The 24,350-nt window shown below is 43.5% G+C and carries 24 protein-coding genes; 11 read left to right on the forward strand and 13 right to left on the reverse strand.

The annotated features are described in order from the left end of the window. Position 1 precedes the first annotated feature (1 nt). From tssL to tagH, 4 genes are read right to left on the reverse strand one after another with little or no spacing between them, the layout of a single operon-like run. Complete coding sequence (tssL, locus tag AACR11_RS16795; RefSeq protein ID WP_017190835.1) at positions 2 to 1,294, reverse strand: type VI secretion system protein TssL, long form; 1,293 nt, start codon at positions 1,292 to 1,294, stop codon at positions 2 to 4. Between the two features lie 14 nt (positions 1,295 to 1,308). Then, complete coding sequence (tssK, locus tag AACR11_RS16800) at positions 1,309 to 2,634, reverse strand: type VI secretion system baseplate subunit TssK (RefSeq protein ID WP_074051443.1); 1,326 nt, start codon at positions 2,632 to 2,634, stop codon at positions 1,309 to 1,311. A gap of 20 nt (positions 2,635 to 2,654) precedes the next feature. Continuing rightward, positions 2,655 to 3,110, reverse strand: coding sequence for a type VI secretion system lipoprotein TssJ (gene tssJ / locus AACR11_RS16805; protein ID WP_009699029.1), 456 nt, complete (start codon positions 3,108 to 3,110; stop codon positions 2,655 to 2,657). Positions 3,111 to 3,119: 9 nt separating this feature from the next. Beyond that, entirely contained in the window at positions 3,120 to 4,292 is a 1,173-nt protein-coding gene (gene tagH, locus AACR11_RS16810) for a type VI secretion system-associated FHA domain protein TagH (protein ID WP_029789711.1), read from the reverse strand. A 318-nt stretch (positions 4,293 to 4,610) separates the two neighbouring features. Here tagH and AACR11_RS16815 point away from each other — a divergent pair, with 318 nt between their 5' ends. The 4 genes from AACR11_RS16815 (at position 4,611) to AACR11_RS16830 (ending at position 8,983) form a co-directional block, all read left to right on the forward strand. Continuing rightward, positions 4,611 to 6,755, forward strand: a complete 2,145-nt coding sequence (locus AACR11_RS16815; protein ID WP_029789710.1) for a serine/threonine-protein kinase — start codon at positions 4,611 to 4,613, stop codon at positions 6,753 to 6,755. 122 nt (positions 6,756 to 6,877) lie between these two features. Then, positions 6,878 to 8,422: a response regulator gene (locus tag AACR11_RS16820; RefSeq protein ID WP_029789709.1), complete on the forward strand. Its 1,545-nt coding sequence runs from the start codon at positions 6,878 to 6,880 to the stop codon at positions 8,420 to 8,422. Positions 8,423 to 8,425: 3 nt separating this feature from the next. Then, entirely contained in the window at positions 8,426 to 8,764 is a 339-nt protein-coding gene (locus tag AACR11_RS16825; protein WP_005447056.1) for an Hpt domain-containing protein, read from the forward strand. Between the two features lie 39 nt (positions 8,765 to 8,803). Continuing rightward, positions 8,804 to 8,983 (forward strand): hypothetical protein, encoded by a 180-nt coding sequence (locus tag AACR11_RS16830; RefSeq protein ID WP_005447058.1) that lies wholly within the window; start codon positions 8,804 to 8,806, stop codon positions 8,981 to 8,983. Positions 8,984 to 9,123: 140 nt separating this feature from the next. Here AACR11_RS16830 and AACR11_RS16835 read toward each other — a convergent pair whose 3' ends face one another. Then, the gene (locus tag AACR11_RS16835; protein ID WP_029789708.1) at positions 9,124 to 9,501 is read right to left on the reverse strand and encodes a MazG nucleotide pyrophosphohydrolase domain-containing protein; all 378 of its coding nucleotides are present in this window, start codon (positions 9,499 to 9,501) and stop codon (positions 9,124 to 9,126) included. A 290-nt stretch (positions 9,502 to 9,791) separates the two neighbouring features. Here AACR11_RS16835 and gloA point away from each other — a divergent pair, with 290 nt between their 5' ends. After that, the gene (gene gloA, locus AACR11_RS16840; protein WP_029789707.1) at positions 9,792 to 10,178 is read left to right on the forward strand and encodes a lactoylglutathione lyase; all 387 of its coding nucleotides are present in this window, start codon (positions 9,792 to 9,794) and stop codon (positions 10,176 to 10,178) included. A gap of 11 nt (positions 10,179 to 10,189) precedes the next feature. Beyond that, a complete protein-coding gene (locus tag AACR11_RS16845; protein WP_029789706.1) occupies positions 10,190 to 11,290 on the forward strand; it encodes an alkene reductase in 1,101 nt (366 codons plus the stop codon). Positions 11,291 to 11,438: 148 nt separating this feature from the next. Here AACR11_RS16845 and AACR11_RS16850 read toward each other — a convergent pair whose 3' ends face one another. Then, entirely contained in the window at positions 11,439 to 11,714 is a 276-nt protein-coding gene (locus AACR11_RS16850) for a nitrogenase-stabilizing/protective protein NifW (RefSeq protein ID WP_005441361.1), read from the reverse strand. Between the two features lie 256 nt (positions 11,715 to 11,970). Between AACR11_RS16850 and AACR11_RS16855 the strand changes: the two genes are divergently transcribed. After that, a complete protein-coding gene (locus AACR11_RS16855) occupies positions 11,971 to 13,818 on the forward strand; it encodes an acyltransferase family protein (RefSeq protein ID WP_029789705.1) in 1,848 nt (615 codons plus the stop codon). Positions 13,819 to 14,139: 321 nt separating this feature from the next. Here AACR11_RS16855 and AACR11_RS16860 read toward each other — a convergent pair whose 3' ends face one another. From AACR11_RS16860 to AACR11_RS16870, 3 genes are all read right to left on the reverse strand, one after another. After that, positions 14,140 to 14,610: an RES family NAD+ phosphorylase gene (locus AACR11_RS16860; RefSeq protein WP_005447071.1), complete on the reverse strand. Its 471-nt coding sequence runs from the start codon at positions 14,608 to 14,610 to the stop codon at positions 14,140 to 14,142. 1 nt (position 14,611) lies between these two features. Continuing rightward, positions 14,612 to 15,064: a type II RES/Xre toxin-antitoxin system antitoxin gene (gene parS, locus AACR11_RS16865; RefSeq protein WP_005426938.1), complete on the reverse strand. Its 453-nt coding sequence runs from the start codon at positions 15,062 to 15,064 to the stop codon at positions 14,612 to 14,614. 113 nt (positions 15,065 to 15,177) lie between these two features. After that, positions 15,178 to 16,719 (reverse strand): glutamate synthase-related protein, encoded by a 1,542-nt coding sequence (locus AACR11_RS16870; protein ID WP_029789703.1) that lies wholly within the window; start codon positions 16,717 to 16,719, stop codon positions 15,178 to 15,180. Positions 16,720 to 16,848: 129 nt separating this feature from the next. On the opposite strand from AACR11_RS16870, the gene AACR11_RS16875 reads away from it, so the two are divergent. Then, the gene (locus AACR11_RS16875) at positions 16,849 to 17,328 is read left to right on the forward strand and encodes an aminoacyl-tRNA deacylase (protein ID WP_029789702.1); all 480 of its coding nucleotides are present in this window, start codon (positions 16,849 to 16,851) and stop codon (positions 17,326 to 17,328) included. An 87-nt stretch (positions 17,329 to 17,415) separates the two neighbouring features. On the opposite strand, the gene AACR11_RS16880 is transcribed toward AACR11_RS16875, so the two are convergent. Next, positions 17,416 to 18,393: a ribonuclease Z gene (locus AACR11_RS16880; protein WP_029789701.1), complete on the reverse strand. Its 978-nt coding sequence runs from the start codon at positions 18,391 to 18,393 to the stop codon at positions 17,416 to 17,418. Positions 18,394 to 18,461: 68 nt separating this feature from the next. Between AACR11_RS16880 and AACR11_RS16885 the strand changes: the two genes are divergently transcribed. Together AACR11_RS16885 and AACR11_RS16890 are read left to right on the forward strand one after the other, a co-directional pair. Further along, the gene (locus tag AACR11_RS16885; protein WP_223295751.1) at positions 18,462 to 18,674 is read left to right on the forward strand and encodes an outer membrane protein transport protein; all 213 of its coding nucleotides are present in this window, start codon (positions 18,462 to 18,464) and stop codon (positions 18,672 to 18,674) included. A gap of 45 nt (positions 18,675 to 18,719) precedes the next feature. Continuing rightward, entirely contained in the window at positions 18,720 to 21,437 is a 2,718-nt protein-coding gene (locus AACR11_RS16890) for an SO2930 family diheme c-type cytochrome (RefSeq protein ID WP_029789700.1), read from the forward strand. Positions 21,438 to 21,581: 144 nt separating this feature from the next. On the opposite strand, the gene AACR11_RS16895 is transcribed toward AACR11_RS16890, so the two are convergent. Continuing rightward, positions 21,582 to 22,040: a hypothetical protein gene (locus AACR11_RS16895; protein WP_009699017.1), complete on the reverse strand. Its 459-nt coding sequence runs from the start codon at positions 22,038 to 22,040 to the stop codon at positions 21,582 to 21,584. Between the two features lie 110 nt (positions 22,041 to 22,150). Further along, positions 22,151 to 22,342 (reverse strand): hypothetical protein, encoded by a 192-nt coding sequence (locus tag AACR11_RS16900; protein WP_005447081.1) that lies wholly within the window; start codon positions 22,340 to 22,342, stop codon positions 22,151 to 22,153. A 486-nt stretch (positions 22,343 to 22,828) separates the two neighbouring features. Between AACR11_RS16900 and AACR11_RS16905 the strand changes: the two genes are divergently transcribed. Beyond that, a complete protein-coding gene (locus AACR11_RS16905; protein WP_029789699.1) occupies positions 22,829 to 23,221 on the forward strand; it encodes a hypothetical protein in 393 nt (130 codons plus the stop codon). Here AACR11_RS16905 and AACR11_RS16910 read toward each other — a convergent pair. Beyond that, the gene (locus AACR11_RS16910) at positions 23,218 to 24,222 is read right to left on the reverse strand and encodes a metal-dependent hydrolase (RefSeq protein ID WP_029789698.1); all 1,005 of its coding nucleotides are present in this window, start codon (positions 24,220 to 24,222) and stop codon (positions 23,218 to 23,220) included. The two genes, AACR11_RS16905 and AACR11_RS16910, sit on opposite strands and share 4 nt — an antisense overlap. Positions 24,223 to 24,350 lie beyond the last annotated feature (128 nt).

The following is a 24,350-nucleotide window of genomic DNA, read 5'->3' on the forward strand; positions in this document are numbered from 1 at the left end:
CTTAGTTTGCAACCATAAGGTCAATTTCGATTCGGCGGTTAAGCGCACGATTTTCATCAGTAGAGTTTTCAGCAAGGGGTCTTGCATCACCAAGCCCTTCAGGAAGGACTCTTCCTTCCAGTGCACTGTTCGCAATCAACTGTTCAGACATCGCCGTTGCACGAGCAAGGGAAAGATGCCAATTGGACGGATATTTACTGGTAAAAATAGGGTTATCGTCAGTATGTCCAGTGACCAAAATCTTCCCTTCGGTTGTTTCTAAAGTGCGAGACAACTTAGATATAACAGGTTGGATATATTCAACGACTTCCGCACTACCTGACTCAAACAAGTCTTGAGCTTTGAGAGAAATCCGAACTCTGTCGGATAGAGCCTCAACAGTCACCAGTTCTTTATTTATCTCGGTTGCTAGATACATAGAAACGCGTTCAGCAACTTTTATTACTTGAGAATCGGACGTAGGAGCCATCTCTGTTTGATTAGGTGAGATGAGATTAATTAAACTGGCAAAGGTTTGATTTGAAGCCTTGTTAAGGTCATAGCTGAAGAACATAAAGATACAGACCAATATTGCCAATGTGACAGAGCAAACCACCCATAAAGGCGCACGTTCCGCCACTTGCGAACCATTTAACAAACGGCTTTCAATATTGTCGCTTAAGCGTTGCTGTAACCCTCGACCGTTTGACTTTAAAACGCTAACAACTTGCTTTCTCAAACGACGGTGTGTTTCCAGACCATTTTTTTCTAATCGATATTGCCCTACGAAACCTAAAGACATACACACATACATGAGTTCCAAGAGATCAAGCTGAGTCTCAGGGAATGACATGCATGTTTCTAAATGCTGAAAAAACGCCTCCCCACCTTGACTGCTAGAATAGAAAGAGGTCAGCAACGAGTCGTGACTCCATGTCGATTGGCTACCCCAATTTGTATTCAAAACTGCTTCATCGATTGCGCAGCATAAGCAGTAACGAGCGGTATCTATTGTTTCCAGATTTATGTTTTGTTGACGTAGTCGGTTTTCGTAGTCTCTTAACTTTTGTGCCAACGTTTCTTTTAAAAATAAGACGTCAGAGTGACTCGCTGTTGCTCGAATCTGTCCAATAATAGAAAGTATGCCATTAGCTTCAGCTAAAATCGGGTTGCTGCCAAATGCGACCACTGAGTCATTGTTGACCACTTCAGGATTCTTTGAGATCACAACTGTACTATCGGCAGATTTTGGTACTGAGATATTAGCGTTTGTTGGTCTTCCACCTGGTGTTGGCTTTATTATTGTCTGTTCCATAATGACGTAACCTGTTATTGGTTAATGCTCCATAGCTCTATGTCTGAATTCGGGAATTGACCAGATAGTTGAAGAGCAATACCGCCACTCTCTTGGAGACGAACCCAGAATGGTCCTTTCTTAATCACTTCAAAATACACGTACCCCGTTTGATAAGGGATCTGTCGAGGAACAACATTGAGTGGTGCAACGTTAATACCGTTGATTTGATTGTTTATAAGATCTCTAATTTGTTCTGCTGGTCCCAACTTGAGTTGAGCTGGTACCAAACGTCTAATCTCATCAGTACTTGTGTCTGCTTTTACTGCCAAAACAAACTGGCTTGATTCAAGAAGTCGCTTATCAGGTAACGGTGTCACTCGAATACCAAGTTGTCGAACCTCCAAAGGAAGTTTATTAGCCGTCTGATCTAGAACAACACTCAGGTATTGGCTTAACACCTGATTAAGCTCTGAAATCGTAGAGGTCAGATTTGAGTGTTCATAATCAATAAGCAAAGGAGCGCGCTTATTTTTACTCGAAAAAGTCGACAACTCACCAACATATCCTCGTAATAGCGTGACAAACTCTAAAGGGTGAACTTGTTCTAACTGCCCCAGATGTCTAAGAATCGTTTCGTAGCGATTGAGCATTTGAAGCATGATGAAATCGACAGCTGAAGCAGATGCCGCTTTACCTTGCACTAAACGTTGAGAAACCACATCAGCACGGATTTTTGTCATTCCCGTTACATTTTTTAGGCAAGCCAACATTGCTTGATCTTTAAGCACATTGAGATGTGGCGGCGTATACTCTTCATCAAGAAGAATTGCGCCTTCCGCAGTGACTTCTTTAATTTTAAGAATCGGTAACTCAACAAAACCTGACAAGTTGTCATTGCTTACTTTAAGCGCAACATTCAACGACGCCACTTGAATGCGCTCTTCATCCTGACCAGTTTGCACGTCTATAACGTCTAGATCGTTTAACACATATCTGCTGACAACACCTTCACTAACATCCGCAATCGTTTTTTCTTTAAGGCTCGATGAAGCAACGACCACTTTAACTAATGTGTTTTGAGTCCCCTTTTCAACCAGTAATGGCGGAAGAACTTCATTAACGTTCTGCAATTCAATAAGAGTCATATCAGGAAGAATCGCTTCGAGTTTCTCGATTTCTACCACGCCTTCTTTCAGACTGTTCGGGTTTATACGAACTTGATACACGCCCCAATTATAAGGCTGTTGAAAACGGTTCAATCCCTTAAACTCATGCTCAAATGCACGCTCGCTTTGCTGGAAATGTTGAGGACGTAAAAACATCCCCTCACACCATGCTGTGTGGGAGTAATCTGCCATTGTTTAGTCGCCAAGTGAGGTTATTTAACGAATATAGAAAGGTCGTCTAGGTGAATTTGGTAAGTGTTGTAACCTGTCTGGTCTACCTTAATCACCTGCCTCCAATTGGAGTTTTCGATGTCACGGAATGCCGCGACTAAACCTAAATACTGAGTTTTTGGTGACATGCTTGCGTGATAAATATCTTCCTGACCAGGCGTTAAAGAAATTTCATATTTGTTCACTAAATCAGGACCTAAAACCGTGTCATAGCTTTCGTACAGCGAAAAGAAATCCTGACTTTCAAAGACGGTTGAAGATGTCAATTCAAACACATAAATCACAACAGGCGACGGTCTGCCATTTGAATCTGGGTTGATATTATGTTTGGCGGTGAGCGCTAAATCAGCATAGGGATCAACTACTAGGTTTGCCGCTGAACAACCAACTAAAACTGCCGTAATAAATAGAAGTAAGGTCTTCATTATTGTTTTCATCATCATTCCTTAATTTTTACTTCTCAGTGCATTTTCATAATGCTTTGCAAAATCTTCCAAATAAAAAGGTGATCCCTTATTTATAATTTCATCCGTTAATTGATAATGAATACCTTCAAATTTCTTCCAGCTTTGAGCATATTTTCTTGCTGGAATTATTTTATTGAAGAAACTATCACTTGACATTGCATCGGAGTAAATACTTGATGGCTCAACTAACGACATAACACTTGAAACGGTACCTTCGACACCTTTCATCAACGCTTTTTCATGGTTTTCTATATCAACAAACGCTTCTTTAATTGCTATGTCTGCTCGCATAAAACTAGCAGTGTTTCGGTTGTATAAATTATGAATAGCATCTTCTAAATTAGCGGAAAACTTTAATGGATTATTTTCTGACTTTCGAAAAGCGGTATGGTTTAAACGATTATTTTGTTTAAACTCAGCTCGATTATGTAATGTTTCCATTAAGCCCAGTAGCATCAAAGAAAACGACTGGCCTAGTTGCTCGAACCACTGTTCGCTATTTTCGTCTGGAACCATATTTGGGTTGATACCCAGACCTCTGACGAAGGCTTGTTGGTTTTTGCTTTCATTTTTTACCAAAGGCTTCGGAGCGCTAATCGGGGTAGACGCATGAGGGGATACTTCTTCAACACTCGGCTCTTGTGCTTCTAAAAAGTCATCCATCAGACCAATATCAAGCTGAAACTCAGAAGGCGCACTGTCTCTTAACAGATCCGCTGCGTTCAAGCCAAACTCATCATGAGTTAAATTTCGGTCTACATCACCAACAGCTAACTCATTGATAGTATTGTGTACTCTATTGCTATCATCGATAATTCTTTCTTCTAAACTTACTTGAATTTGATAATCGCCGAGAGCCACGACATCGCCATGGTTGAGTGCCAATTCATTTCCTTGACCAACCGGCGTCACGGCATTATTTACAAAGGTACCATTCGTCGATAAGTCTTTAATCAAGTACTTTTCACCAAATTTGATCAGTTCACCATGCTTACTTGATATGACTCTTTCAGGGTCAGGCAATGTCCAATCACACTGTTCAGAGCGCCCAAAACTGACCTTATCATGTTCACCTGTCGCATCAAAAACGAACTCAGTGTCAATCTCTGGAGTGAACTTATGAAAACTTGTAATGGTTAAAACCAACGTCATGTAAACCTCGCCAAAGGAACCGCTTAATATATAAATTTAGTTCTTAATAGTTAGGCGACCATTTATTAACACTAAGGTTAATAATGCCTAATCAAATAATAATTGTATTTCACGAACGGAATAATGAATTAATTTCTCAGCAAAGCAATCTAGGATTATTACGCAAAACAAAATATACAACGAGGTTCAAATTTTTGACGCTTAACTTTTCATTCGTCAAAAAACCGATGTTAGCTTAACCGAGAAATCTTCATTTAATCATTTTTCATTAGCAGATGAGTTATATATTCACACCATCATTTTATATGGAGCCTCGTGATGGACGACAAAAATAAAGACAGTTCTATAAATAAAGAATGCAGTGGCGATAAAACCAAAATTGTAAAGACTCAAAAAAGAGAAAATACAAATGACAATAAGGGCAATATAAACAATGAAGGCTCTGCCCTAAATAATAATGAAACAAATACAAAAGTGTCTCAGAACCTAAACACAATTCCACCAGCAAATAAATTAGTGCGTAATATTGATAATGATGATAAGCAAACTCGATCTGATTCATTGCTCGGGGAGACGGTAAAAAACCGTTATGAAATTGAATCTTTGATCGGTCATGGTGGTTTATGTGACGTCTTTTTGGCGAAAGACAAAATTCTTGAATCTTCTGGAGCAGATGTCCCTTATGTCGCATTAAAGGTACTACAAAAAGAGTATGCGTCTCAGCCAGAAACCGCCCGCATGCTGATTCGTGAAGCACAACAAACTCAGAAGCTTAGTCACCCCAACATCATCCGAGTCTACGATTTTGGAGTAGACGGAGAAATCTATTTCCTCGTGATGGAATATGTTGATGGGGAGACATTAGAAGGACTTATTCAACGCTCTAGACCGGACGGGTTAAAGTACAACGCCACCCTTTCAATTCTGAACCAAACGTTAGATGCATTATCGTATGCACATTCACTTGGTGTGGTCCATGCAGACTTAAAGCCCGCAAACATCATTCTCACTTCGGAAGGTAAAGTGAAGTTGCTGGACTTTGGCGTCTCTAAAACGCACCAACTGAAGCATGACCAATATGCAGCAAAACGAAAATCACAAGACACTGACACGCTGGGTTATACACCGAATTATGCCTCACTTGATATCTTGTCGGGCAAAGAACCGAAACAAAGTGACGATCTGTTTGCGTTTTTCTGCATTACTTTCGAGTTGCTGAGCTGCAAACACCCATACGGACGAACCCCAGTCAACGAAGCGCTTAAAAAAAGCGTTAAAGTAAGCAAGCCATCTCATTTTCCATTTTCAAAGTGGCGCATCTTCTCTAAAGCTTTTGCTACTGGTGTCGCCCCTTCTCAGCTCAGCGCTACTGATATCAAGCACCTGTTGAATAAGAACCGTTGGTCACTTTATTCAGGTATAGCCGCCAGTCTTACCTTAATGGGTTTGTTAGGTACGTTCTATCAACAACAGCAAAATACCATTAACCAACTCAACCTTACTCTCATAGAAAAAGATCAAGCCATCGAATCTGCAGAGCAACTGTTAAATACGCTTCCGGAGCAAACCAAAGCGTTAATTGACAACAAACAAGGGATACACCCAGTGATTGCTGCTGGTTTCCTACGTTTGTATAAACCGCATATCCTTGGAGAATTTGAAGCAAAGATCGATGACGTACTTAACTCTGATGTAACGACTTATCCAAACTACAAACAGATTGAATCCATCTTACAGCAAGCAAAAAACTATTACCCAGACTCCCATAAAATCGAAGTTTTGGCATTGGATATTCAATCAAGCAAACACTCTACTCTGCTTTCTATTGCGAGACAGATAAACAGCCACTTAGAAAAATCCTTGTACACCCAGCAAGACGAGGCTAAATCTATTTACGATCTAAAAAAGGAACTCCATGAAATACATAAAGAGTACCCTTTCACTCCTAGCTCGTTGGCAAGCGAAGTCTTTGGTCAACACCTCAATGAAGCGCTAAAAATGCGCGATGCAGCAGCTTTAGTCACACTCATCAAAGTTGGAAACTCCTTTTTTGCTGAGTCTGAAGAACATCAGCAAAATTTGGCGATTAGCAATACGATGAAAGATGCGGTATTGGAAATGAAACTTTACGAGACCGCAAAAGAGAGCTCTACGCCGTTGCCTTTCCCTGCTGATGCTGCACGATTGTTGTATCAGGAAGAGTTTGAAGGACTGCACTACCGACTCAACCAAGCTCGCACAACGGTTAACCTAGATAAGCTCGTCAAAGATATTGATGCATTTTCTGAAAATTTCCCGCCGGGTTTCCAAGATATTAATGATCTACGATTCCAAACCGCCGATAAGTACCTACAGTTTTCTGACATTCTTTTAAACAAGCGGAAATCTAAAAGTGCGAGGCGTGCGATGAAGAAGGCAAACGAGCTGTTAAAACGCGTCGAAACGGAAGCTGAACAGAGTTAATGACTACAAAAGTTGATGAGGGGCATATCGCCCCTTATTTTAACGTAAAAGCGCTTGCCTTTATGCAAACTGATGACTAATTTTATTTTAGAGTGTGCTAATCCGTATAAATAGGTAGAAGTTTGACCACAGGGAAGATCGAAGTCGATAACATCAGCATTTTAGTCATTGATGACTGTTCAACCTCTTCAACGTTGATCAAGCATCAACTCGTCTCGCTGGGAGCCAAAATATCCAACATTACCTGCGTTAACAATGCGCAGCAGGCGTTGAGTGCTACTAAGACTCGCTTTTACTCGTTCATCATTATGGATTATCACCTGTCTTCTAAGTTGACCGGGCTTGATCTAATTAACCTGATGAGTCGAGCGAAATTGATATCAGACACAACAGCCGTGCTTATGATATCTGGCGACGCTACGCAAGAAACCGTGCTCACTGCGCTTTCTGGTCGTGTTAGACATCTACTTACTAAGCCGCTTCAGACAAAAGCACTACAAACTAAAATGCTCACTGCTTTACAAGAGCAGCATCACCTTGCTGAAGTAAAACAATACCTTAGCAAAGTTTCAGTGCTTTCTCTCAATGACGTTGCGCAACTGCATAAGAAATACGCGACCAGTGTTTGTGTTGAATCACTCTTAATTGATACTTTGATTGAAGCGAAACAGTTTGAGGTACTAGAGAACTTCCTTCCTTTTTGCAACGACAAAGAACATGCGAGTCGAATTTGTGCTGAAGCATTCCTACTTCACCAAAAAGGTAAGATCCGTGAAGCTGTTGAAGTCCTTGCAAATTACGTCACACACAATCCGCTTTGCTTAAGGGCTATCGATAATCTTGTCGGGCTTTATGAAACCTTAGGGCAACACAATAACGCCTCTATACTTGCAAACCGAGCCTTTGAACTCACCCCTAGTAGCAGTGCAAGACTGATTACTGTATCTAGGGTTCTGTCAAAACTCGCTCAGTTCGAGCGACTGTACGACGTTGGTTACCTTTACGCATCCAATGTTTCATCCACGGATACTCAGTGGCTCGCTGCGATGAATACTTATGTTGACTTGATTAGTGAACATTTTAAGACGCTCACTAATGCAAATGACAAAAAGAAAGTACTCCTAAAGCTCAATGAATTTTGTTTGCTCGCTGAGAAACAGCTTAATCGTAACCAACAAGTTGATTTAGCCGCTTTTAAGCAGATGATGCAATGTAAGCTTCTTTTACTAGAATCACGTCCGGAGTACGCTCATAGAAAGCTAATGCACTCACTTAGCTACTACTACGCAACGCCGAACAAAGCACCTTTACTGCTATTAAAACAAGCTATTCCTTTGATGGACTTTTTCGGCGAGTTTGCTATCAAGCGTTGCTTGTTAACCTTACTTGCAGCGAAGTCAGGAACCGCTTTAAAACTCAGCGAACAAAAGAACTCCGATGAAGAGACGTTAGGCAAAAGATACCCTTTCTCAGTCGAGATGCGCCTCAAGCGGCTATCGGATAACAACATTGAAGCGACAGACATCATTTTGGATGAGAGCATTGAATTCCTTTCTCAGCGTCCACTACCACCAAATTGGTCTAACTGGCTCAAAGATTATCTTTCGGGATCGTATTCGACCCAGTTACCAATACCTTTTAACTTACAAGCCACACAGTGGAGATGAATAATGATTAATTTCGAAGTGTTGAATACCTACATGGACAACGATGTCGACATTATCTTTGCTGTTTTCTCAACTTACATGGAAGACTACGAAGATGGATTAGAAAGAATCAACCAACTCAACGCAGAGCAGAACTGGGGGGACTTATTCTTATTATCACACAGCTTAAAAGGCATCCTTTCTAGCTTTGGAGAAGAGTCAGCTGTAACCGCATTGAGCAACATTGAGGAGCACACAAGAGACAATATCGCACCGGATAGCGGGGATCTAGCTATAGTTAATAAAGAGCTGGTGACGATAAACCAGCAAATAACAGATTACTTATCTAACATGGATCAGTAACAACACTATAAAAATATACGTTAATTGGAATGCTAGGCTATGAATAACACGAATTTTAAAGAGTTGATAGATTCACTTAAGGATCTGACTCCAACTCAAAAAAAATACTTAATAAGTCAAACTCAACTCTCTTTGGACGAAAGCGAACTTCTTAAAAACAAGGACTTACTTACACCCGAAGAGCTTGAGCTTTTGCTTGCAGTGACAAACGCGAAGTGAAAGCGAGACGTTAGAAGCTAACCTACTCATTAGTTTACTTTAATGCTCTAGTTCACTTTGATTTCTAACTAGGGGTAAGCGAGCCTTACCCCTAGTTTTTATCAAATAGACACCCATCTTGAGGTTACTTGGGTATAGGCTTAATTTTCATTCATCTTGCCTTGGTATTCTTGCTGTAACTTTTCCTTTTGATCTGCTTTTACTTCCGCCCAGCTTCCGTTGTTTTCAATCGCTGTCACCCGAGCTTGGTATTTCTCTACTGCTCGATTTAAAACAGAATAAGGGTCAACGCCCTGCTCTTTTTCTAACGCCATCAGGATATTTAAGTAGTTCCACAACACATCGCCAAGTTCATCTTCTAGATAACACTGACGCTCTTTAGCGATCTCTTCGCTGACTTCTTCAAGCTCTTTGTGTAGCGCATCAAAATACGTTTCTGAGCCTCTATACCAAGTGTTGTTCTTGTCGTATTCAGCTTTGCGCTGAGCAATGTCAAACAAGGCTTTAAAGCTCTCCATTGCTTTCTCCTCTTTACACCAAGATTTGTGCTTTCAATTAGATAGTCACTCACTCTAAGTAATTTAAATTCAAAAAGAAAGCATCCGTTATTCACCTCATTTTTTTCAGTATCATCACAAACAAAGTGAACTTAAAGCCTCTCATTAATAACAATATGTTATGCAATCAATAACCAATGATAATTTCATGTTTTCAAGGTTAGCCATTATCTTAATCCCAATGACGTTGTTTGTTGGGGCACGGTTGTTGTTCGAACAACACCTAACAAGCCGAGATAAGAAGGTTAAATATGAAATTTCTTCACACTATGATCCGCGTTGCTGATCTAGATAAGTCCATTGAGTTTTACACCAAAGTTCTTGGTATGAGCGAGCTTGATCGCTTCGAAAACACAGAATACCGCTACACACTTGTGTTTGTCGGTAACGCAGACCAACCAGGAAGCGCGACGATTGAACTGACTTACAACTGGGACACAGATAGCTATGACCTAGGTAATGCGTTCGGTCACATGGCATTAGGTTGTGAAGATATTTACGCTGCATGCGACAAAATCAAAGCACTTGGGGGCAATGTCACTCGTGATCCAGGTCCAATGAAAGGCGGTGAAACTCATATCGCATTCATTAAAGACCCTGACGGTTACCAAATCGAATTGATTCAAACAAGCAAATAACGAGGTTAGTCATGAAAGATACATTGTTTCAACCTGTACAACTTGGTTCTCTAACGCTTCAGAACCGTATCGTTATGCCACCAATGACTCGCTCTCGTGCAAGCCAACCTGGCAATGTCGCAAACGACATGATGGCTGAGTACTATGCACAACGCGCATCTGCGGGTTTGATTGTTGCAGAAGGCACACAGATTTCACCTATGGGTCAAGGTTACGCTTGGACTCCAGGTATTTACAGCCAAGAACAAATCGCAGGTTGGAAAAAAGTCACTGACGCTGTACACGCAAAAGGCGGCGCGATCTTCGCTCAGCTTTGGCACGTAGGCCGTGTGACCCACCCTGACAACATCGGCGGTGAGCAACCAATTTCTTCTTCTGCACTAAAAGCAGAAAACGTGAAAGTGTTTATCGATAACGGCACGGATGAACCTGGTTTTGTTGACGTGGTAGAACCGCGTGAGATGACGAAAGAAGACATCAAAGTGGTTATCGAAGAGTACCGTCAAGCGGCATTGAATGCGATTGAAGCGGGCTTTGATGGCATCGAACTACACGCAGCAAACGGCTACCTTGTAAACCAGTTCATCGATTCTGAAGCAAACAACCGTACAGATGAATACGGTGGTTCAGTTGAAAACCGTCTACGTTTCTTGGGTGAAGTGGTTGAAGCGATGACTCAAGCGATTGGGGCTGAGCGCGTTGGTGTTCGTCTTGCTCCGTTTACGTCACTAAATGGTACTGTAGATAAAACACCAGTAGAAACTTACACAGCTGCTGCGACACTGCTTAATAAGCTAAACGTTGTTTACATGCACATTGCAGAAGTAGACTGGGATGACGCACCAGATACGCCTGCTGAGTTCAAAACAGCCGTTCGTGAAGCTTACAAAGGCACTATCATTTATGCTGGTCGCTACAACACAGAGAAAGCGGCTGAAGCTCTAGAAAGTGGCTTGGCAGATATGGTTGGCTTTGGTCGTCCGTTCATCGCGAACCCTGACCTACCGAACCGTATCAAGAACGATTACCCGCTAGCGGCTCACGATCCTGCGACGTTGTTTGGTGGTAACGAAAAAGGTCTGTTGGATTACCCAACTTACCAAGCAAACTAAATTGCTTCGCTTGCCTAGTTCAGCCGACTTATTTGAATAGGCAAGTTGAATAGACAAAAACCCCGCAGATGCGTTTGAGTGCATCTGCGGGGTTTCTTTTTAGCGTCCGGTGTTGTCTGACATTATGGTTTTGGCATTAGAGTTTTCTCTAACGACGCTGGCAAGAAGTGCAACCACGACAAGCTGAGCGTGTAGTTTTATCCAGTAAACTGCGTTGCACCTTACAGTATGCGTTCTTTAATGCACGGCGAGCCGCAAACCAATCTTCAGGCTTAGTCAGAATCAAATAGCCATTGAAGCGCTTCACTAACTCCACTCTGTGTTTATCAATAAAGCGGCTGTCAAAACCAATATCGAAGTAATCCAAAGCTTCTTCGATACAAGTAAAGCTAGCAATCTTGGCTTGAATATCGTTTTGGCTCATAGCCTCGTTTCTGAAGTTTGTTCACTTAGCTTTCAGTATAAAAACTTCCGTTCAATCGTTCTTTGATTTACATCCGTAGCACGTCATTTTGCTAGAAACCGCCGAGTTTTAAATTTTCAAAATGAAAATCAATATAAGAAGTCACCCTGTAAAACTCTTCTCATCTGCAGAATAACTTTTAACTCACTGATTTTATAAGCCTAATTTTTGGTGCGTATTTTGCGTTAGTGAGTTTGTTGACTAGGGAGAGATGATGATGACTTACCGAGCAGAAATAGATGGATTAAGAGCGATTGCGGTCCTATTGGTGATCTTTTTCCATGCAGACATCAAAGCGTTTGCTGGTGGCTTTATCGGCGTAGATGTGTTTTTCGTGATCAGTGGCTATTTAATTACCACAATTGTGATAAACGATTTGGATAACAACCAATTCAGCCTTGCTGATTTCTACGAGCGCCGTATTCGTCGAATTCTACCCTTACTGCTGTTGGTTATTGCAGTATGTTATCTACTCTCTTGGTGGTTGTTCCTTCCCCACGCACACAAAGAGGTGGGCGAGTTTTCTGTGTCTTCCATTCTGTCCGCTTCTAATGTTTTGCTTTACCTCAAAGGGCACAATTATTTTGGGCTGGAAGAACAAGCCAATCCGCTCTTTCATACTTGGAGCTTAGGTGTAGAAGAACAATACTACATTGTGATCCCTCTTCTGCTTATGCTTCTGGCACGTGGCAAACTCATGTCTTACCTCACCTTCTTCATTGCGGTGTTTGCACTAAGCCTGATGACTATTTGGTACGCCAGTGGTGATCCTGATTTCGCCTTTTACATGATTTTCTCTCGTGCGTGGGAACTGGCGGCGGGCTCTCTGATTGCCCTAGTGATGCGCAAAACCGTCATCAAACCCAACAACACTATAGGCATGATTGGTTTAACGCTAGTTCTCGCCTCTGCTTTGTTGTTTGATAAATCAAAAGATGGCGCTGGGATCATGCTGTTAATCCCTGTGGTTGGCACCGCACTTATCATTTTGTTCTCATCCAAAGACAACACGCTGGGTAAAGCTCTAAGCCTCAAATCGGTGGTTTTTGTTGGGTTGATCAGCTATAGCCTTTATTTATGGCACATACCATTGCTGTTTTTTTATCGCTACGTACTTACTGCAGGACAAGAGTTCAGCCTAGCTTTTTATCTTGTCGCTCTAATTGCCCTTTCTTATCTAACTTGGCGCTTTGTTGAAAAGCCTTTCCGTAGCCGCAAGAAAATCGGCATGAGCACACTTGCTGCATCACTTGTGTTAGTCACCCTGCCGCTGCTTGCTTTTGGTGTCGTCGGTCATAAAAATGGAGGCTTTCCCGACCGTAGTGCGTTTTTCGAAGCCATGCGTGTAAACAATGGCTATGGCATTGCATGTAATGGTAATACAACCATCAACGAAACTTGTTCATCATCTTCAGAACCTACTGTCGCAGTGTTGGGTAACAGTCACAGCATGGTCTTTGTTCAGCAGCTCTCAAATGACACACCTACGGGAGTTGTCCAGCTTACGCAAGATTCTTGTGCGATCGGTTATGTCGACATGATTGCAGGAGTCACTAATCTATCTTGTCGAAGCTTCTTCACCGATGCAGTCGAAACCATTCAGAATACGCCTTCAATTCGACGTGTGGTGATTTCTTCTAACTTCAATAAAGAGCTCTCTAAGCAGGACTACCAAGCTTCGCTCACCCATCTATTGAACGAGTTAGAAGACAGAGAAATCGTTGTCTTTGGTCCAACACCCTCTGCACCGCATGCTATTGGCGAATGCTTATGGAAAGCGCAATTGTTTGGTGACAACACAGGCAATGAATGTGACTTTTCGCCGAAGCAGTCACACCCGCATCATGTAGCAACGCTGGCAGCGTACTTTGACCAATTTGAACATGTGGAGTTTGTCGACCTTACTAACTACATCTGCCAACGGGGCAAATGCGCAATGAAAGTGGGCAGCAACAATGCCATGTACACCGATGCAAGCCACCTCTCTTACAAAGGCGCAGAAATTGTATTGAGTAGCTATCAGAAGGCGTTGAGTGACAATCAAAAACTGACTGCTCAGCATTAGCCCAATGGAAAAGAGAGAAAGAAAAGCTCAGCGTTAATCTAGGGTCTGTTGATCTTTTGAGCTGATTTTTGCAGCACTTTGTGGGAAATTTCTACAAGACAGAGGCTTTGAAGTGTAGCTAGCCTACATGAAAAGCCGATAACGCAGTAGAAATGAAGCACAAAGGCTGCCCGAAGGGTTCGGCTAGAATCGTTTTATGCTTTGTTAAGAAGCATTTACTTAGAATGACTAAGCTACATACTTCTTGCCGCGCCTAAAACGATTCTATCTCGAACAAAATTTAACCGCAAAAAATCAACAGACCCTAGTCTCTGAGCTTTTTTATTTGAAGATTCGTGGGTCGAAAGCAAAATCAAGCTTCTCTGCTTTCTTCAGGATGTCTTTCATCTTGGGATGGTTTGGATTGACGACGTAGTTGTTGTCACGAGGAGAAATCGTCGAAGGCACTTGCAGTGCAGCGAACTCAGGATGCGGATCGTTGAGAAACTGGTCGCCAATGTATTGTGTGGATTCACTAGCAGGAATGGAGCGCCAAGTGACTGGCAGATCTTCTTCATCCAATGCAGCAATTAAGTATTCCGGCATCTCGATACGATACAAGTCATAGAGTTTGGTGATCGCCGGATCGTTGTTTACATGCACAAAAACTTCTAACGAGCAGAGAGATTCGGATTGAGAAAAGTACAGTGCTTCGGTTCCTTTCGAGTTCCATCGCCCACCGTATAGCTTGGCACCGATTGGACTAAATGGAGACTCAGAGAACTTCTTTTGAGTCAGTCGATAGAGCTTCATATTACGAGAATACCCCGTGCTCTAGTCGTCCAATCAAATCTTTGACGATTTCAAAATCAACCGTGGTTGAAACCATGTCTAATGGGCGCTTGCCACCCAAACCGTAAACATTCTCTCGCATCCAACCTAGTGCGCGTTCTTCATCATCAAACAGTTCTGTTGCTAGCTTAAGTAGCATCGCTAAACGATAGATGGCATCACTCTCTTGCGTGTTGAAGCGCTCTTCGTTTTTGAGTCGACGTTTGATGGTGCTCACCGGGATCAATGTGACGTGTTGGAATTCGCTTTGAGAAAGCTTCACACGCTCGACGATATTACGGTATACCTTTGGCTCAAACCCTTTATGAACCGCATCGGTACGACCGGTTTCGGCATCTTCAATGCCCAGCATAAACCAAAAGTTTGCCTTGTGAGGCAGCTTCGGTTTAAAGCTTTTTAATGTTGCCGTTGCCATACTGAGCTCCTATAGACCAAATGGTCTTAATATTATGGTCCATATGAGCTCAATTATCAATCGTACAAATTGCAGCCACAGTAAAACAGGCACGAATCAGAGCAAGAGAAACGTTAAGGCTTGTCTACGCCTGCGTATTTCACCCCAGAAAGCAACGCCATATCGCGATTCCAAGTGGCGAGGTCGCGTTGATTAAACTTGCAAAGATCATCGTGTCCACACGCTCTTGCCATCACTTGCATCAACTCAACCGAGGCTTCAAAAAAGTTCTTCAATTGAACCGAGGCTTTATCCACATTCAACCGCTGTCTTAAATCGGCTTTTTGCGTTGCAATGCCTGCTGGACAATTGTTGGTATTGCACATTCTCGCGGCTACACAACCTATCGACTGCATCGCACTGTTAGAAATCGCAACGCCATCTGCACCGAGCGCCATCGCTTTTACAAAGTCCATTGGAACACGCAGTCCACCCGTGACAATTAACGTGACGCGGTCACTCATACCTTGTGCATCCAGGTAGCGTCTTGCTCTAGCGAGAGCGGGAATAGTTGGCACGCTGATGTGATCACGGAACATAGCAGGCGCTGCGCCCGTACCTCCTCCACGACCATCCAAAATGATGTAATCCGCACTGGCATCGAGTGCGAATTGAATATCTTCTTCGATATGGTTTGCACTGAGCTTGAAGCCTATCGGGATACCACCTGTCACTTCACGTACCCGATCTGCAAACTCTTTGAAATCTTCTGCGGTATGCAGATCTTTAAACGTCGGGGGTGAAATCGCAGATTGCCCTTCGGGAATGCCACGCACTTGCGATATTTTACCCACATTTTTATTGGCTGGTAGATGACCACCAGTCCCTGTTTTTGCTCCCTGTCCACCTTTGAAGTGGAAGGCTTGAACATTGAGCAACTTAGATTCGTCGTAACCAAATTGCGCACTCGCCAGTTCATAGAAATAACGGGAGTTCGCCGCTTGTTCTTCTGGCAACATGCCACCTTCTCCGGAGCAGATTCCGGTTCCGGCTAACTCCGCACCTTTCGCGAGTGAGATTTTGGCTTCTTCTGATAACGCACCAAAGCTCATGTCAGAGACAAACAATGGAATTTTTAGTACCAGCGGCTTCTTCGCTTTCGGACCAATTACCAATTCAGTTTTGACTGACACATCCTCCATCAGAGGTTTGGTTGCCATTTGTGCAACCATCATTTGCAGGTCATCCCAATGGGGCAATTGGTCTCTCGGCACCCCCATCGCAGTCATAGGTCCATGGTGCCCTAACTTTGACAGCCCTTCTCTTGCCAGTTGGTGAATAAACTCAACCGTGGGTTCTTCTTGCGTCGCCACTGCAATTGGGATCTCGTTATGTCCCGCTTGGATACCCGGACCTTCTTGTCCCACTTGCTCAGAGGTGAACTGCTTATGCGTCCCATCGCAGAAAGGCACATTTGCGGTGTGCTTACACTGACACAGATACGCATCTTCATCCTTTTCAGCGACAAAGCTCATGGGTTTAAAATCGGTTCCGGCGTGGGAGCCGTCACAATAAGGTTGGTTCTTAGATCGCCCGCATCGACAAAAGTAATATTCTTGCCCTTGCACAAGCTCAACTTTGATAGGTTTGTTATCCGCTATTACTGGTTTGCTCATTTTGCTTCCCTTTTTCAATGCCATACTCTGTGGTTGGCTTTCGTTAAGCGTAGAACAGCTCAAGTAAAGCGTCAGGGGAATAGAGATTTACCTATACTTTATGTGGGTCTCAACACTCTGGAGGCTAACATGACCATGTCAACCCGGCTCGACCACTATTTGACTGAGCACCATATTCACTTTCAAACCGTGAATCACAGTCATAGTAATAGTTCGCTGCAAAGCGGTGTTGCAGCGGGTATCCCTCTCAACAACTTGGCAAAAGGCGTGATTTTGGAAGATCACCAAGGTCGTCATATGATGGCTGTCTTGCCTGCGAATAATAAAATCAGCTTGTCTCGATTGAATGACGAGCTCAACGCCTCTTTCCATCTAATCAAAGAAAGAGAAGTCTATCGTTTGTTTACCGATTGCGATAACGGCGCGATACCTCCAGTGGGTAGCGCTTATCACATGGTAACCATTTGCGATGAAATGCTCGCCAATTTAGAGCATGTGTATTTGGAAGCAGGCGATCACGAAACCTTGATTAAGTTAGATAAAGAAGCATTCCGTGAACTGATGGGAGAAAGTCGTTTTCTACGCTTTAGTAGTCAGGTATTTCATTAGTCTTAAGCTGCAATGAATGCGGTATCTAGAACATGTTGGCTCTTGTTGTGACGATTTCATTTTAAATTGCTTTCGCGACAAGAGCCTTTATTCTTTCTTATCTTTTACGTCTTTAATCTCCTCAACCAAACCCGACCTGTCAATTCGATAATGCGCGAGATCGTGAGCAAGAAAGAGATGACCAGAGTAAGCAGTTTGAGCTTCTTGCCGAATCTGCTCGATCGACACTTCCGCTTCAGGGCTGAATTGATAGCGAGGACTAAAGTGAGTGAGAATCAAGCTCGGAACTTGTTTTGTCTGCGCATAACTGGCGACTTGAGAAGAATAAGCGTGACCAACTTCTCCCGCTCGCTCTTTCATCGCTTCTGAGTACGTTGATTCGTGTACCAACAGGTGCGCACCTTCAATTAGACTATCGAGCGTTTCTGGTTTGTCGTTATCACCACAAATAATCACTTTTCTCGGTGGATGTGCAAGCTTAGTAAACGCCTTACTCATTAAGGTTTGACCTTGGTACTCCACATCATTACCCCGCACAAGTTCTCCCCAGATAGGTCCCCTCGGTATGTTCAATTGCTCAAGCTTATCGATGTCTGGATACATACGAATGGTTGACTCTTCAAAACAGTAAGCAAAGCTAGGAACACGATGGGAAAGTGCAGTTGCGGTAATCGTAAACTGACCAATTTCAATCGAATCAAACTGCTCTACTTCAATGAAGTGAAGTTCAAATGGTAGATAGAGTTTGGTGAACGCCTGAGTCGCTTCAAACCACTGTTTAATCCCCTCTGGCGCAATGATCGTCAGAGGATCTTTGCGGTTATTCATGCCTGCACTGGCGAGCAAGCCCGGTAAACCATAGCAATGGTCACCGTGATTGTGAGTAATACAGATAGCTCGCAAGTAATTCAGTGATAACGGAGTGTGTAGCAATTGGTGTTGAGTCGCCTCTCCACAGTCAATCAGAAACCACCCTTTCCCCTTGCTCTCCAGCAAAGCAGTCGCAGAAACATTACGGGATTTAGTTGGAACCCCAGAGGACGTTCCTAAGAAATACAGCTCCATATGACTTCCCATTCCTTAAGTAAAAGCTCTAATCACTCATAAAGTTTAGCATTCGATTCAGTGATAAATTGCCTGATTCCGACCGAATCAATTACAGCTTTGGTGCCACCTACGCCTTCAATCAAAACAGCCGAATCGACTTTGGATTCACCTTTATTGATGCCGAAGAAGTCACGTTCACTGAGCCGCTTGAGCCGCACGCTCTACCGGGCGTGGATATCGCCTATCGCTCCGAAGGTGATGCCTACATATACGGAATCCAATACAACCACTCTTTCTAATTATTCCTGACTGAGTCAATAACACTAATTACAGGGAAGCAAATCATGCACGGAATAAACAAAACGGTTGTCGCTGCACTCATCAGTTCCAGTCTTTTGATGGGTTGTAACAGTGACGATTATGACGAACCGCAAACCTCTAGCGGTTATGAATTATCTGAATACGGTACACCAGAATTATGTGGCAACGGTCAGGAATGGGCGAGCGCGGAACAAGTCACCGCGATTGAAAACCTGGTCGAACTTGCCGAAGACAACAGCGTGGTAACACTGCCCGCTGGTTGTTTCAAAATGAATAACCAATTGACGGTCGATTCGAAGAATAACCTCGTGTTACGTGGTGCTGGTATCGACCAAACCTACCTCGACTTCAGTAGCGTAGATGGCAAAGACGGTATTGCCATCAGTGGTGGTTCGAACATCACCGTATCCGATCTCCAAATTGCAGAAGCCTCTAAGAACGGTCTTAAAGCTGACGGGGTTGAAGGCATCATTATTCGTGATGTCGCGGCGGTTTGGCTCGAAGTGCCTCGTGCACGTGACGAAGATGGCAACCTACGCGGTACTTACGGCATCTATCCAGTAAAATCTCAAAACGTCTTGATTGAAGATACATGGAGTTACGGCAGTGCCGATGCAGGTATCTATGTGGATCAAACCATCGGTGCGGTTATTCGTGACAACGTAGCGGAAAAAAACATCGCCGGTATCGAGATTGAAAACAGTTCGAATGTGGATGTCTACGACAACTTAGCGCTCGGAAACACGGGCGGTGTGCTGCTGTTTGACCTACCGGGCGCTACCACTATTGGTCGCTTAATTGATGATGTACGTATCTTTGATAACGTCATTCGTGACAACAACTTAGAGAACTACGTTGATACTACCTGTCAAAATGGGCTTGGCGGCTGTGGCGTGGTAGGCATCGTCCCTCCTGGTACTGGCGTCGTCATTCTGTCCGGACGTAATAGTGAGTTCTTCAACAACACGATTACTAACCACGACTCAATGGCACTTGCTATGAAGAGTTACTTGTTGGTGAACGGCGATCCCAACGCTTACAGCCCACTCAATGGGACATCTGAGGGCAATGCCGTTATGCAGGGCTGGAACCCTGTTCCGACCAATATGTATTTCCACGACAACACCATTACCAACACGGGCGCCAATCCAAATGGTTCTCTGATTGAGGATATGATTTTAGCGTACACGTTAAATCATCAAGCCTTCCCTGCTCTGTTTTATGATGGCGCTGGAGAGTCACTGATCCGTTCACAGATGTTTGCACCATTGCGTGATGCGCTCAACGGTATGACAGGAACAACCAACTGGAATTACCTGACCGAGTTTACCGATGCAGATAGCAACTGTTTAGTAAACAATGGCGCAAGTGTTGGTGTATTGGTTGATAACATGGACCCAACCGCGATTGGTCGTTATGCAGAAAACCCAGCCAATGCTGATTTCTTATACGAGAATGAGCAAACAACGCTACTTACCGCAGGTTGTGATTCTAAGACGCCATTAGACATCAATACCGTCACAATTAATGGCGTGGTTTATGGTTACAATCAAACCGAAGACGGAGCGACAGATCCTGATAATCCAGATACACCAAACGGTATCGTTGGCAACGCAAGCTGTACCCTAGACGACGTGGCGGGTATTAACTGGGATGCGATTACACGTGAAAGCGCGACATACGGTGAAAACTGTGTGAGCTTGTCGCAATACAATCTGTTTGAAGACGCGAAAGATCCAACACAAAACCTCAACTTAGCTGCATCTGCGAAAGGTACTCTGTATGAGATGAACGTTGAACTCTTTACTGACTATGCACGCAAATACCGCTTTGTAGTGATGCCAAACGAAGCCTCTGCAAGCTATCGTGAGCAAGAGGTGTTCGACTTCCCAGTAGGTACCGTATTGATTAAAACCTTTGCGCTGCCTTCGAGCACTGAGAATGCCCGTGGTGAAAACGAAGAGCTCATTGAGACTCGCCTTTTGATTCGTCGTGACAGCGGTTGGATTGCCCTGCCTTACGTATGGAACGAAGACAAAACCGACGCTTACCTGACTGCGGTATCAGTACCCTTTGAGCGCAGCGTAGAACATAACGGCGAAACGCTTAATTTCACTTATGAAGTACCAAGCCGAAATGAATGTACCTTGTGTCACAAAGTAGAATCTGATGTCTCCGATCCTACTGGTAACACACAGCCAAAAGGTTTCTCTCCTATTGGTCCTAAAGCTCGTAACCTAAACAGTGTTCAAGATGTCTCTGATGGCTCGCCAGTCAACCAACTTGTACATTGGGAAACGCTGGGGCTATTTACAGAAGCTTTACCAGATACACCAGAGAACTTACCTAAGACCCCTGTCTTTGATACCGAAGCGGGAGCAAGTAATCTAACGGATACTGAGCTACTGGATTATGCCAAAGCGTACCTTGATGTGAACTGTGCGCACTGCCACCGCACCGAAGGTAAAGCGGCGAGCAACCCGTTCAAGTTTGAATACTGGCGTGAAGGGATCAGTGAAATGGGTATTTGCGCTCGTGGTATCACCTTCCACAAAGGTCCATCTCCATATGTGATTGTACCGGGTGATCCAGAAAACTCTGTGTTGCACTACCGCATCAATGTCGACAACGGAAATATGATGCCAGAACTAGGCAGACACGTTGTTCATGATGAAGGTGTTCAGTTAATTGCCGATTGGATTAACTCGATCGATACCACAGGCTGGAGCTGTGTAGAGTAATAGCATCAATGGCTACCAAGTGTTTAAGTAACCATTAACTTACTTCAACTAGCCGTATTAAAGGCAAACGAAATAGAAGAGCATATGAAAAGTCTCCAGCTATGCCGGAGACTTTTTGCGGTTTTATGCTTAATCCAAACTGATTTAGTCTTGTGGATTCTCTTTCGCGTTGATTTCTGCGTAGGTGTGAAGAAGCTCAGTTAGCGTTTTCACCCATGCAAAAACGTCGTTTGGTGTATTTTCTAATAGCTTTTCAACTTGCGCGCAGTGCGTTTCAAGTGTGATAGCTTCTTCTAAACGGAATGAAATCGCGTAGAAATGCCACAGCACAAGCCGAGTCATTCGCTCACTGTTCTGCTTCGCATTATCGGATTCATCAAATGCTTGCTGAATTTCGCTTAGCGCGATTGCAGTCATACGTAACATTGCATCTAGGCGCGCCGATAACATACGGTCTTCGCTGTCTACTTCTTCTTGATCAAAGGTAAACAGCTCGTTCATCACATCTTCTGGCACCATTTTACTGATCATGCGAGCACTGAACTCTTCCAGTTCATGGCGAGGCATAGTCACAAGACAATCGAACGTGTAATCACGAAGCATAAAATCACTCTATATCAGTTATAACTTTTAGAGTGCGCATTCTAAGGGCTGTGATTTCAATTGCCAGTGTTTCTTTTGTTGGATGTCCAACGAATCTTGTTCACGCCGCCTTAGTCGGTAGATTTGCTCTTCTTAAAATACTGGAACACTTTCCAAACAGCGAACGCTGCCACGCCAACGATCAATGCAGAGCGAAGGAGAATGGGCGCATCGTGTTCGAGTTGGGTTGCGTGAGGAACAATGCTTGCAAACAACCTACTGGCAAAAAGCAGCCCCATCACCAACATAATAACCTTGTTCATACGCGCTACCTTTCAAAGTCGAGTCCCACGCACCAAACGCAGTTATCGAGTTGTTTGCTAAATAAGAGCCTTAGCCCTGAGTGAACTTAAAAGAATGCGCGCCATGATTGTCGTCGTCAACACCACCGAGGTCTGAAAGTCGGTAAGCTAATATTGCATATTTGAGGAAGCGCCAAGTGATGCCAATCAATTACTCTCTGGCTGCCAACCTTAACCCCCGAAGAACACATTCTGCCCCTTATTTGACCATAAATCGTAGTTTTTCATAACTTTGGAGAACTAGGAGCTTTGAATGTACCCGTGCAACCTCGCTTTTAACTTTGGGTAAGGGCTTTATAGAGATCACGAATTTTCATTTGAAATTCCATTACTTTCAAAAAGAGGAACTTGCCTCCATCAAAGTTCACCGCATTTAGTACGGCTTCCTGTGTTTACAATATTTATGAAATCAACAGCTTTCAAACGTAACACTCAGGAGGCTCACCTATGAACAACGAGGCAAAACAACTTTTTCACCATCTGTGTCATCAATACGACGAGCTGTCTCAAGACTTAGCTACTCGCCCTTTTCCTGAGCTATCGGAAACCATCCGTCACCCACTCGGTTATTGCTTTGTTCGTTGCTCTATCGCCAGTCAACGTTTTTCAATAGTGTCGATCAAGTTTGATCCTTCGGTACGAGGTCAAGGTGTGCTAACGGCTTTTATCAACTACATCAAAAGCAATCCACATCACTACCAAGGCGTTGAAGTTGCAATCATCGAAAACCAAAATTTAGCGAAAAGGTTGCTATCTCTTGGGTGGGAATACAAATCCTTGTTTAGCAAACTTTTCTTCTCCAAAAAGCCCACGCTCGTTAAAGACTTTCAATACGCCTAGTCGTCGCCTTTTAGCATATCGATAAATGCTCGTCTTGATTCAGCAGACATATCACGATGTGTCGTGTATGCCACATGAGCGCTTTCCTTAGCAGCTTTCGTAAGCTCAATGCTCCACAAGGCATTTATCTGGTTTGGCACTAGTGAGTAACGTACGTCAATGATACGCCGTTCATTGTTGGGATCTCGTACGACAAAGCCATCAGAAAACCATCGGAATCGCTCAATATCTGCGGCTTGCTGTGATGTACGGCTTAACCAAGGAAAATCTTTGCTGACATCTAATTTAGTCACAGATTCACCAGTATAGATTTTTGTGTACGTCCCTACTCTTATGGCGTTCACATAGTAGTTACCATCAGCTTCGTAGATAACTTTCCAAACCAGAATGTTTGCGAACGTGGGTTTAGCTTCTAATCGCAACGGCACATGTTGTCTTGCTTTAGCCACCTTCCATCCAGTCTCTTCTGCTCTTTCTCTTTGAATCATTCCGAAGGAGAGATAAGCGAGTGCCCAAATTAAAGCGATTCGCCCGTACCAAGGGTTACGTTTCAATAACACAAACAGAACGCCAATTAAAATTGGAAGCGTAAAGAGAGGATCGATAACAGAAACCGTATTCCACGAATAACGAGCATTGGTTAGCGGCCAGAACAGTTGAGTGCCGTAACTGGTGCACGCATCCAGTAAACCATGTGTCGCGTAACCAAGTGCGCAATACCACCAGCTTTGTTTGAACGATAACCCAAACCTTTTGCCGAGCATTGGGTATAAAGCCAATGCACAGAGCAAACTGCCAATAGGAATGAACACCAATGAATGGGTGAATTGTCGGTGGTATTCAAGAAACAACAGCGGGTCGCTCGAAGACTGAATCAGAATGTCTAAATCTGGCGCCATGCCTGCAAGCATTCCAAGCACACCTGCCGCCACTAAATGCTGTTTTTTACTTGCCGACTGAGACAAAGATGCCCCAACGAGTCCTTGAGTTAACGGGTCCATCGGCTATGTTCTTTATTTTGTCTAAAAACCAGAAAGGTTGGCTGCATAAAATATCCGTATTTAGTGAACTCGAGAAAGGAACGACATAGCGCATCAAAGTGATTGAATCTCTGAGTTATTTGCACAAG

The sequence above is a fragment of the Vibrio sp. L85 genome (assembly GCF_963871815.1).
Taxonomy (GTDB): Bacteria; Pseudomonadota; Gammaproteobacteria; order Enterobacterales; family Vibrionaceae; genus Vibrio; species Vibrio harveyi.

Coding starts and splice junctions, on each gene's coding strand:
- AACR11_RS16845 (WP_029789706.1), top strand. CDS start 10,190: ATGAAAGATACATTGTTTCAACCTGTACAACTTGGTTCTCTAACGCTT.
- AACR11_RS16910 (WP_029789698.1), bottom strand. CDS start 24,222: ATGGACCCGTTAACTCAAGGACTCGTTGGGGCATCTTTGTCTCAGTCG.
- AACR11_RS16830 (WP_005447058.1), top strand. CDS start 8,804: ATGAATAACACGAATTTTAAAGAGTTGATAGATTCACTTAAGGATCTG.
- AACR11_RS16855 (WP_029789705.1), top strand. CDS start 11,971: ATGACTTACCGAGCAGAAATAGATGGATTAAGAGCGATTGCGGTCCTA.
- AACR11_RS16905 (WP_029789699.1), top strand. CDS start 22,829: ATGAACAACGAGGCAAAACAACTTTTTCACCATCTGTGTCATCAATAC.
- gloA (WP_029789707.1), top strand. CDS start 9,792: ATGAAATTTCTTCACACTATGATCCGCGTTGCTGATCTAGATAAGTCC.
- AACR11_RS16900 (WP_005447081.1), bottom strand. CDS start 22,342: ATGAACAAGGTTATTATGTTGGTGATGGGGCTGCTTTTTGCCAGTAGG.
- AACR11_RS16895 (WP_009699017.1), bottom strand. CDS start 22,040: ATGCTTCGTGATTACACGTTCGATTGTCTTGTGACTATGCCTCGCCAT.
- AACR11_RS16825 (WP_005447056.1), top strand. CDS start 8,426: ATGATTAATTTCGAAGTGTTGAATACCTACATGGACAACGATGTCGAC.
- AACR11_RS16890 (WP_029789700.1), top strand. CDS start 18,720: ATGCACGGAATAAACAAAACGGTTGTCGCTGCACTCATCAGTTCCAGT.
- tssJ (WP_009699029.1), bottom strand. CDS start 3,110: ATGAAAACAATAATGAAGACCTTACTTCTATTTATTACGGCAGTTTTA.
- AACR11_RS16835 (WP_029789708.1), bottom strand. CDS start 9,501: ATGGAGAGCTTTAAAGCCTTGTTTGACATTGCTCAGCGCAAAGCTGAA.
- parS (WP_005426938.1), bottom strand. CDS start 15,064: ATGGCAACGGCAACATTAAAAAGCTTTAAACCGAAGCTGCCTCACAAG.
- AACR11_RS16875 (WP_029789702.1), top strand. CDS start 16,849: ATGACCATGTCAACCCGGCTCGACCACTATTTGACTGAGCACCATATT.
- tagH (WP_029789711.1), bottom strand. CDS start 4,292: ATGACGTTGGTTTTAACCATTACAAGTTTTCATAAGTTCACTCCAGAG.
- AACR11_RS16815 (WP_029789710.1), top strand. CDS start 4,611: ATGGACGACAAAAATAAAGACAGTTCTATAAATAAAGAATGCAGTGGC.
- AACR11_RS16850 (WP_005441361.1), bottom strand. CDS start 11,714: ATGAGCCAAAACGATATTCAAGCCAAGATTGCTAGCTTTACTTGTATC.
- AACR11_RS16860 (WP_005447071.1), bottom strand. CDS start 14,610: ATGAAGCTCTATCGACTGACTCAAAAGAAGTTCTCTGAGTCTCCATTT.
- AACR11_RS16880 (WP_029789701.1), bottom strand. CDS start 18,393: ATGGAGCTGTATTTCTTAGGAACGTCCTCTGGGGTTCCAACTAAATCC.
- tssK (WP_074051443.1), bottom strand. CDS start 2,634: ATGGCAGATTACTCCCACACAGCATGGTGTGAGGGGATGTTTTTACGT.
- tssL (WP_017190835.1), bottom strand. CDS start 1,294: ATGGAACAGACAATAATAAAGCCAACACCAGGTGGAAGACCAACAAAC.
- AACR11_RS16870 (WP_029789703.1), bottom strand. CDS start 16,719: ATGAGCAAACCAGTAATAGCGGATAACAAACCTATCAAAGTTGAGCTT.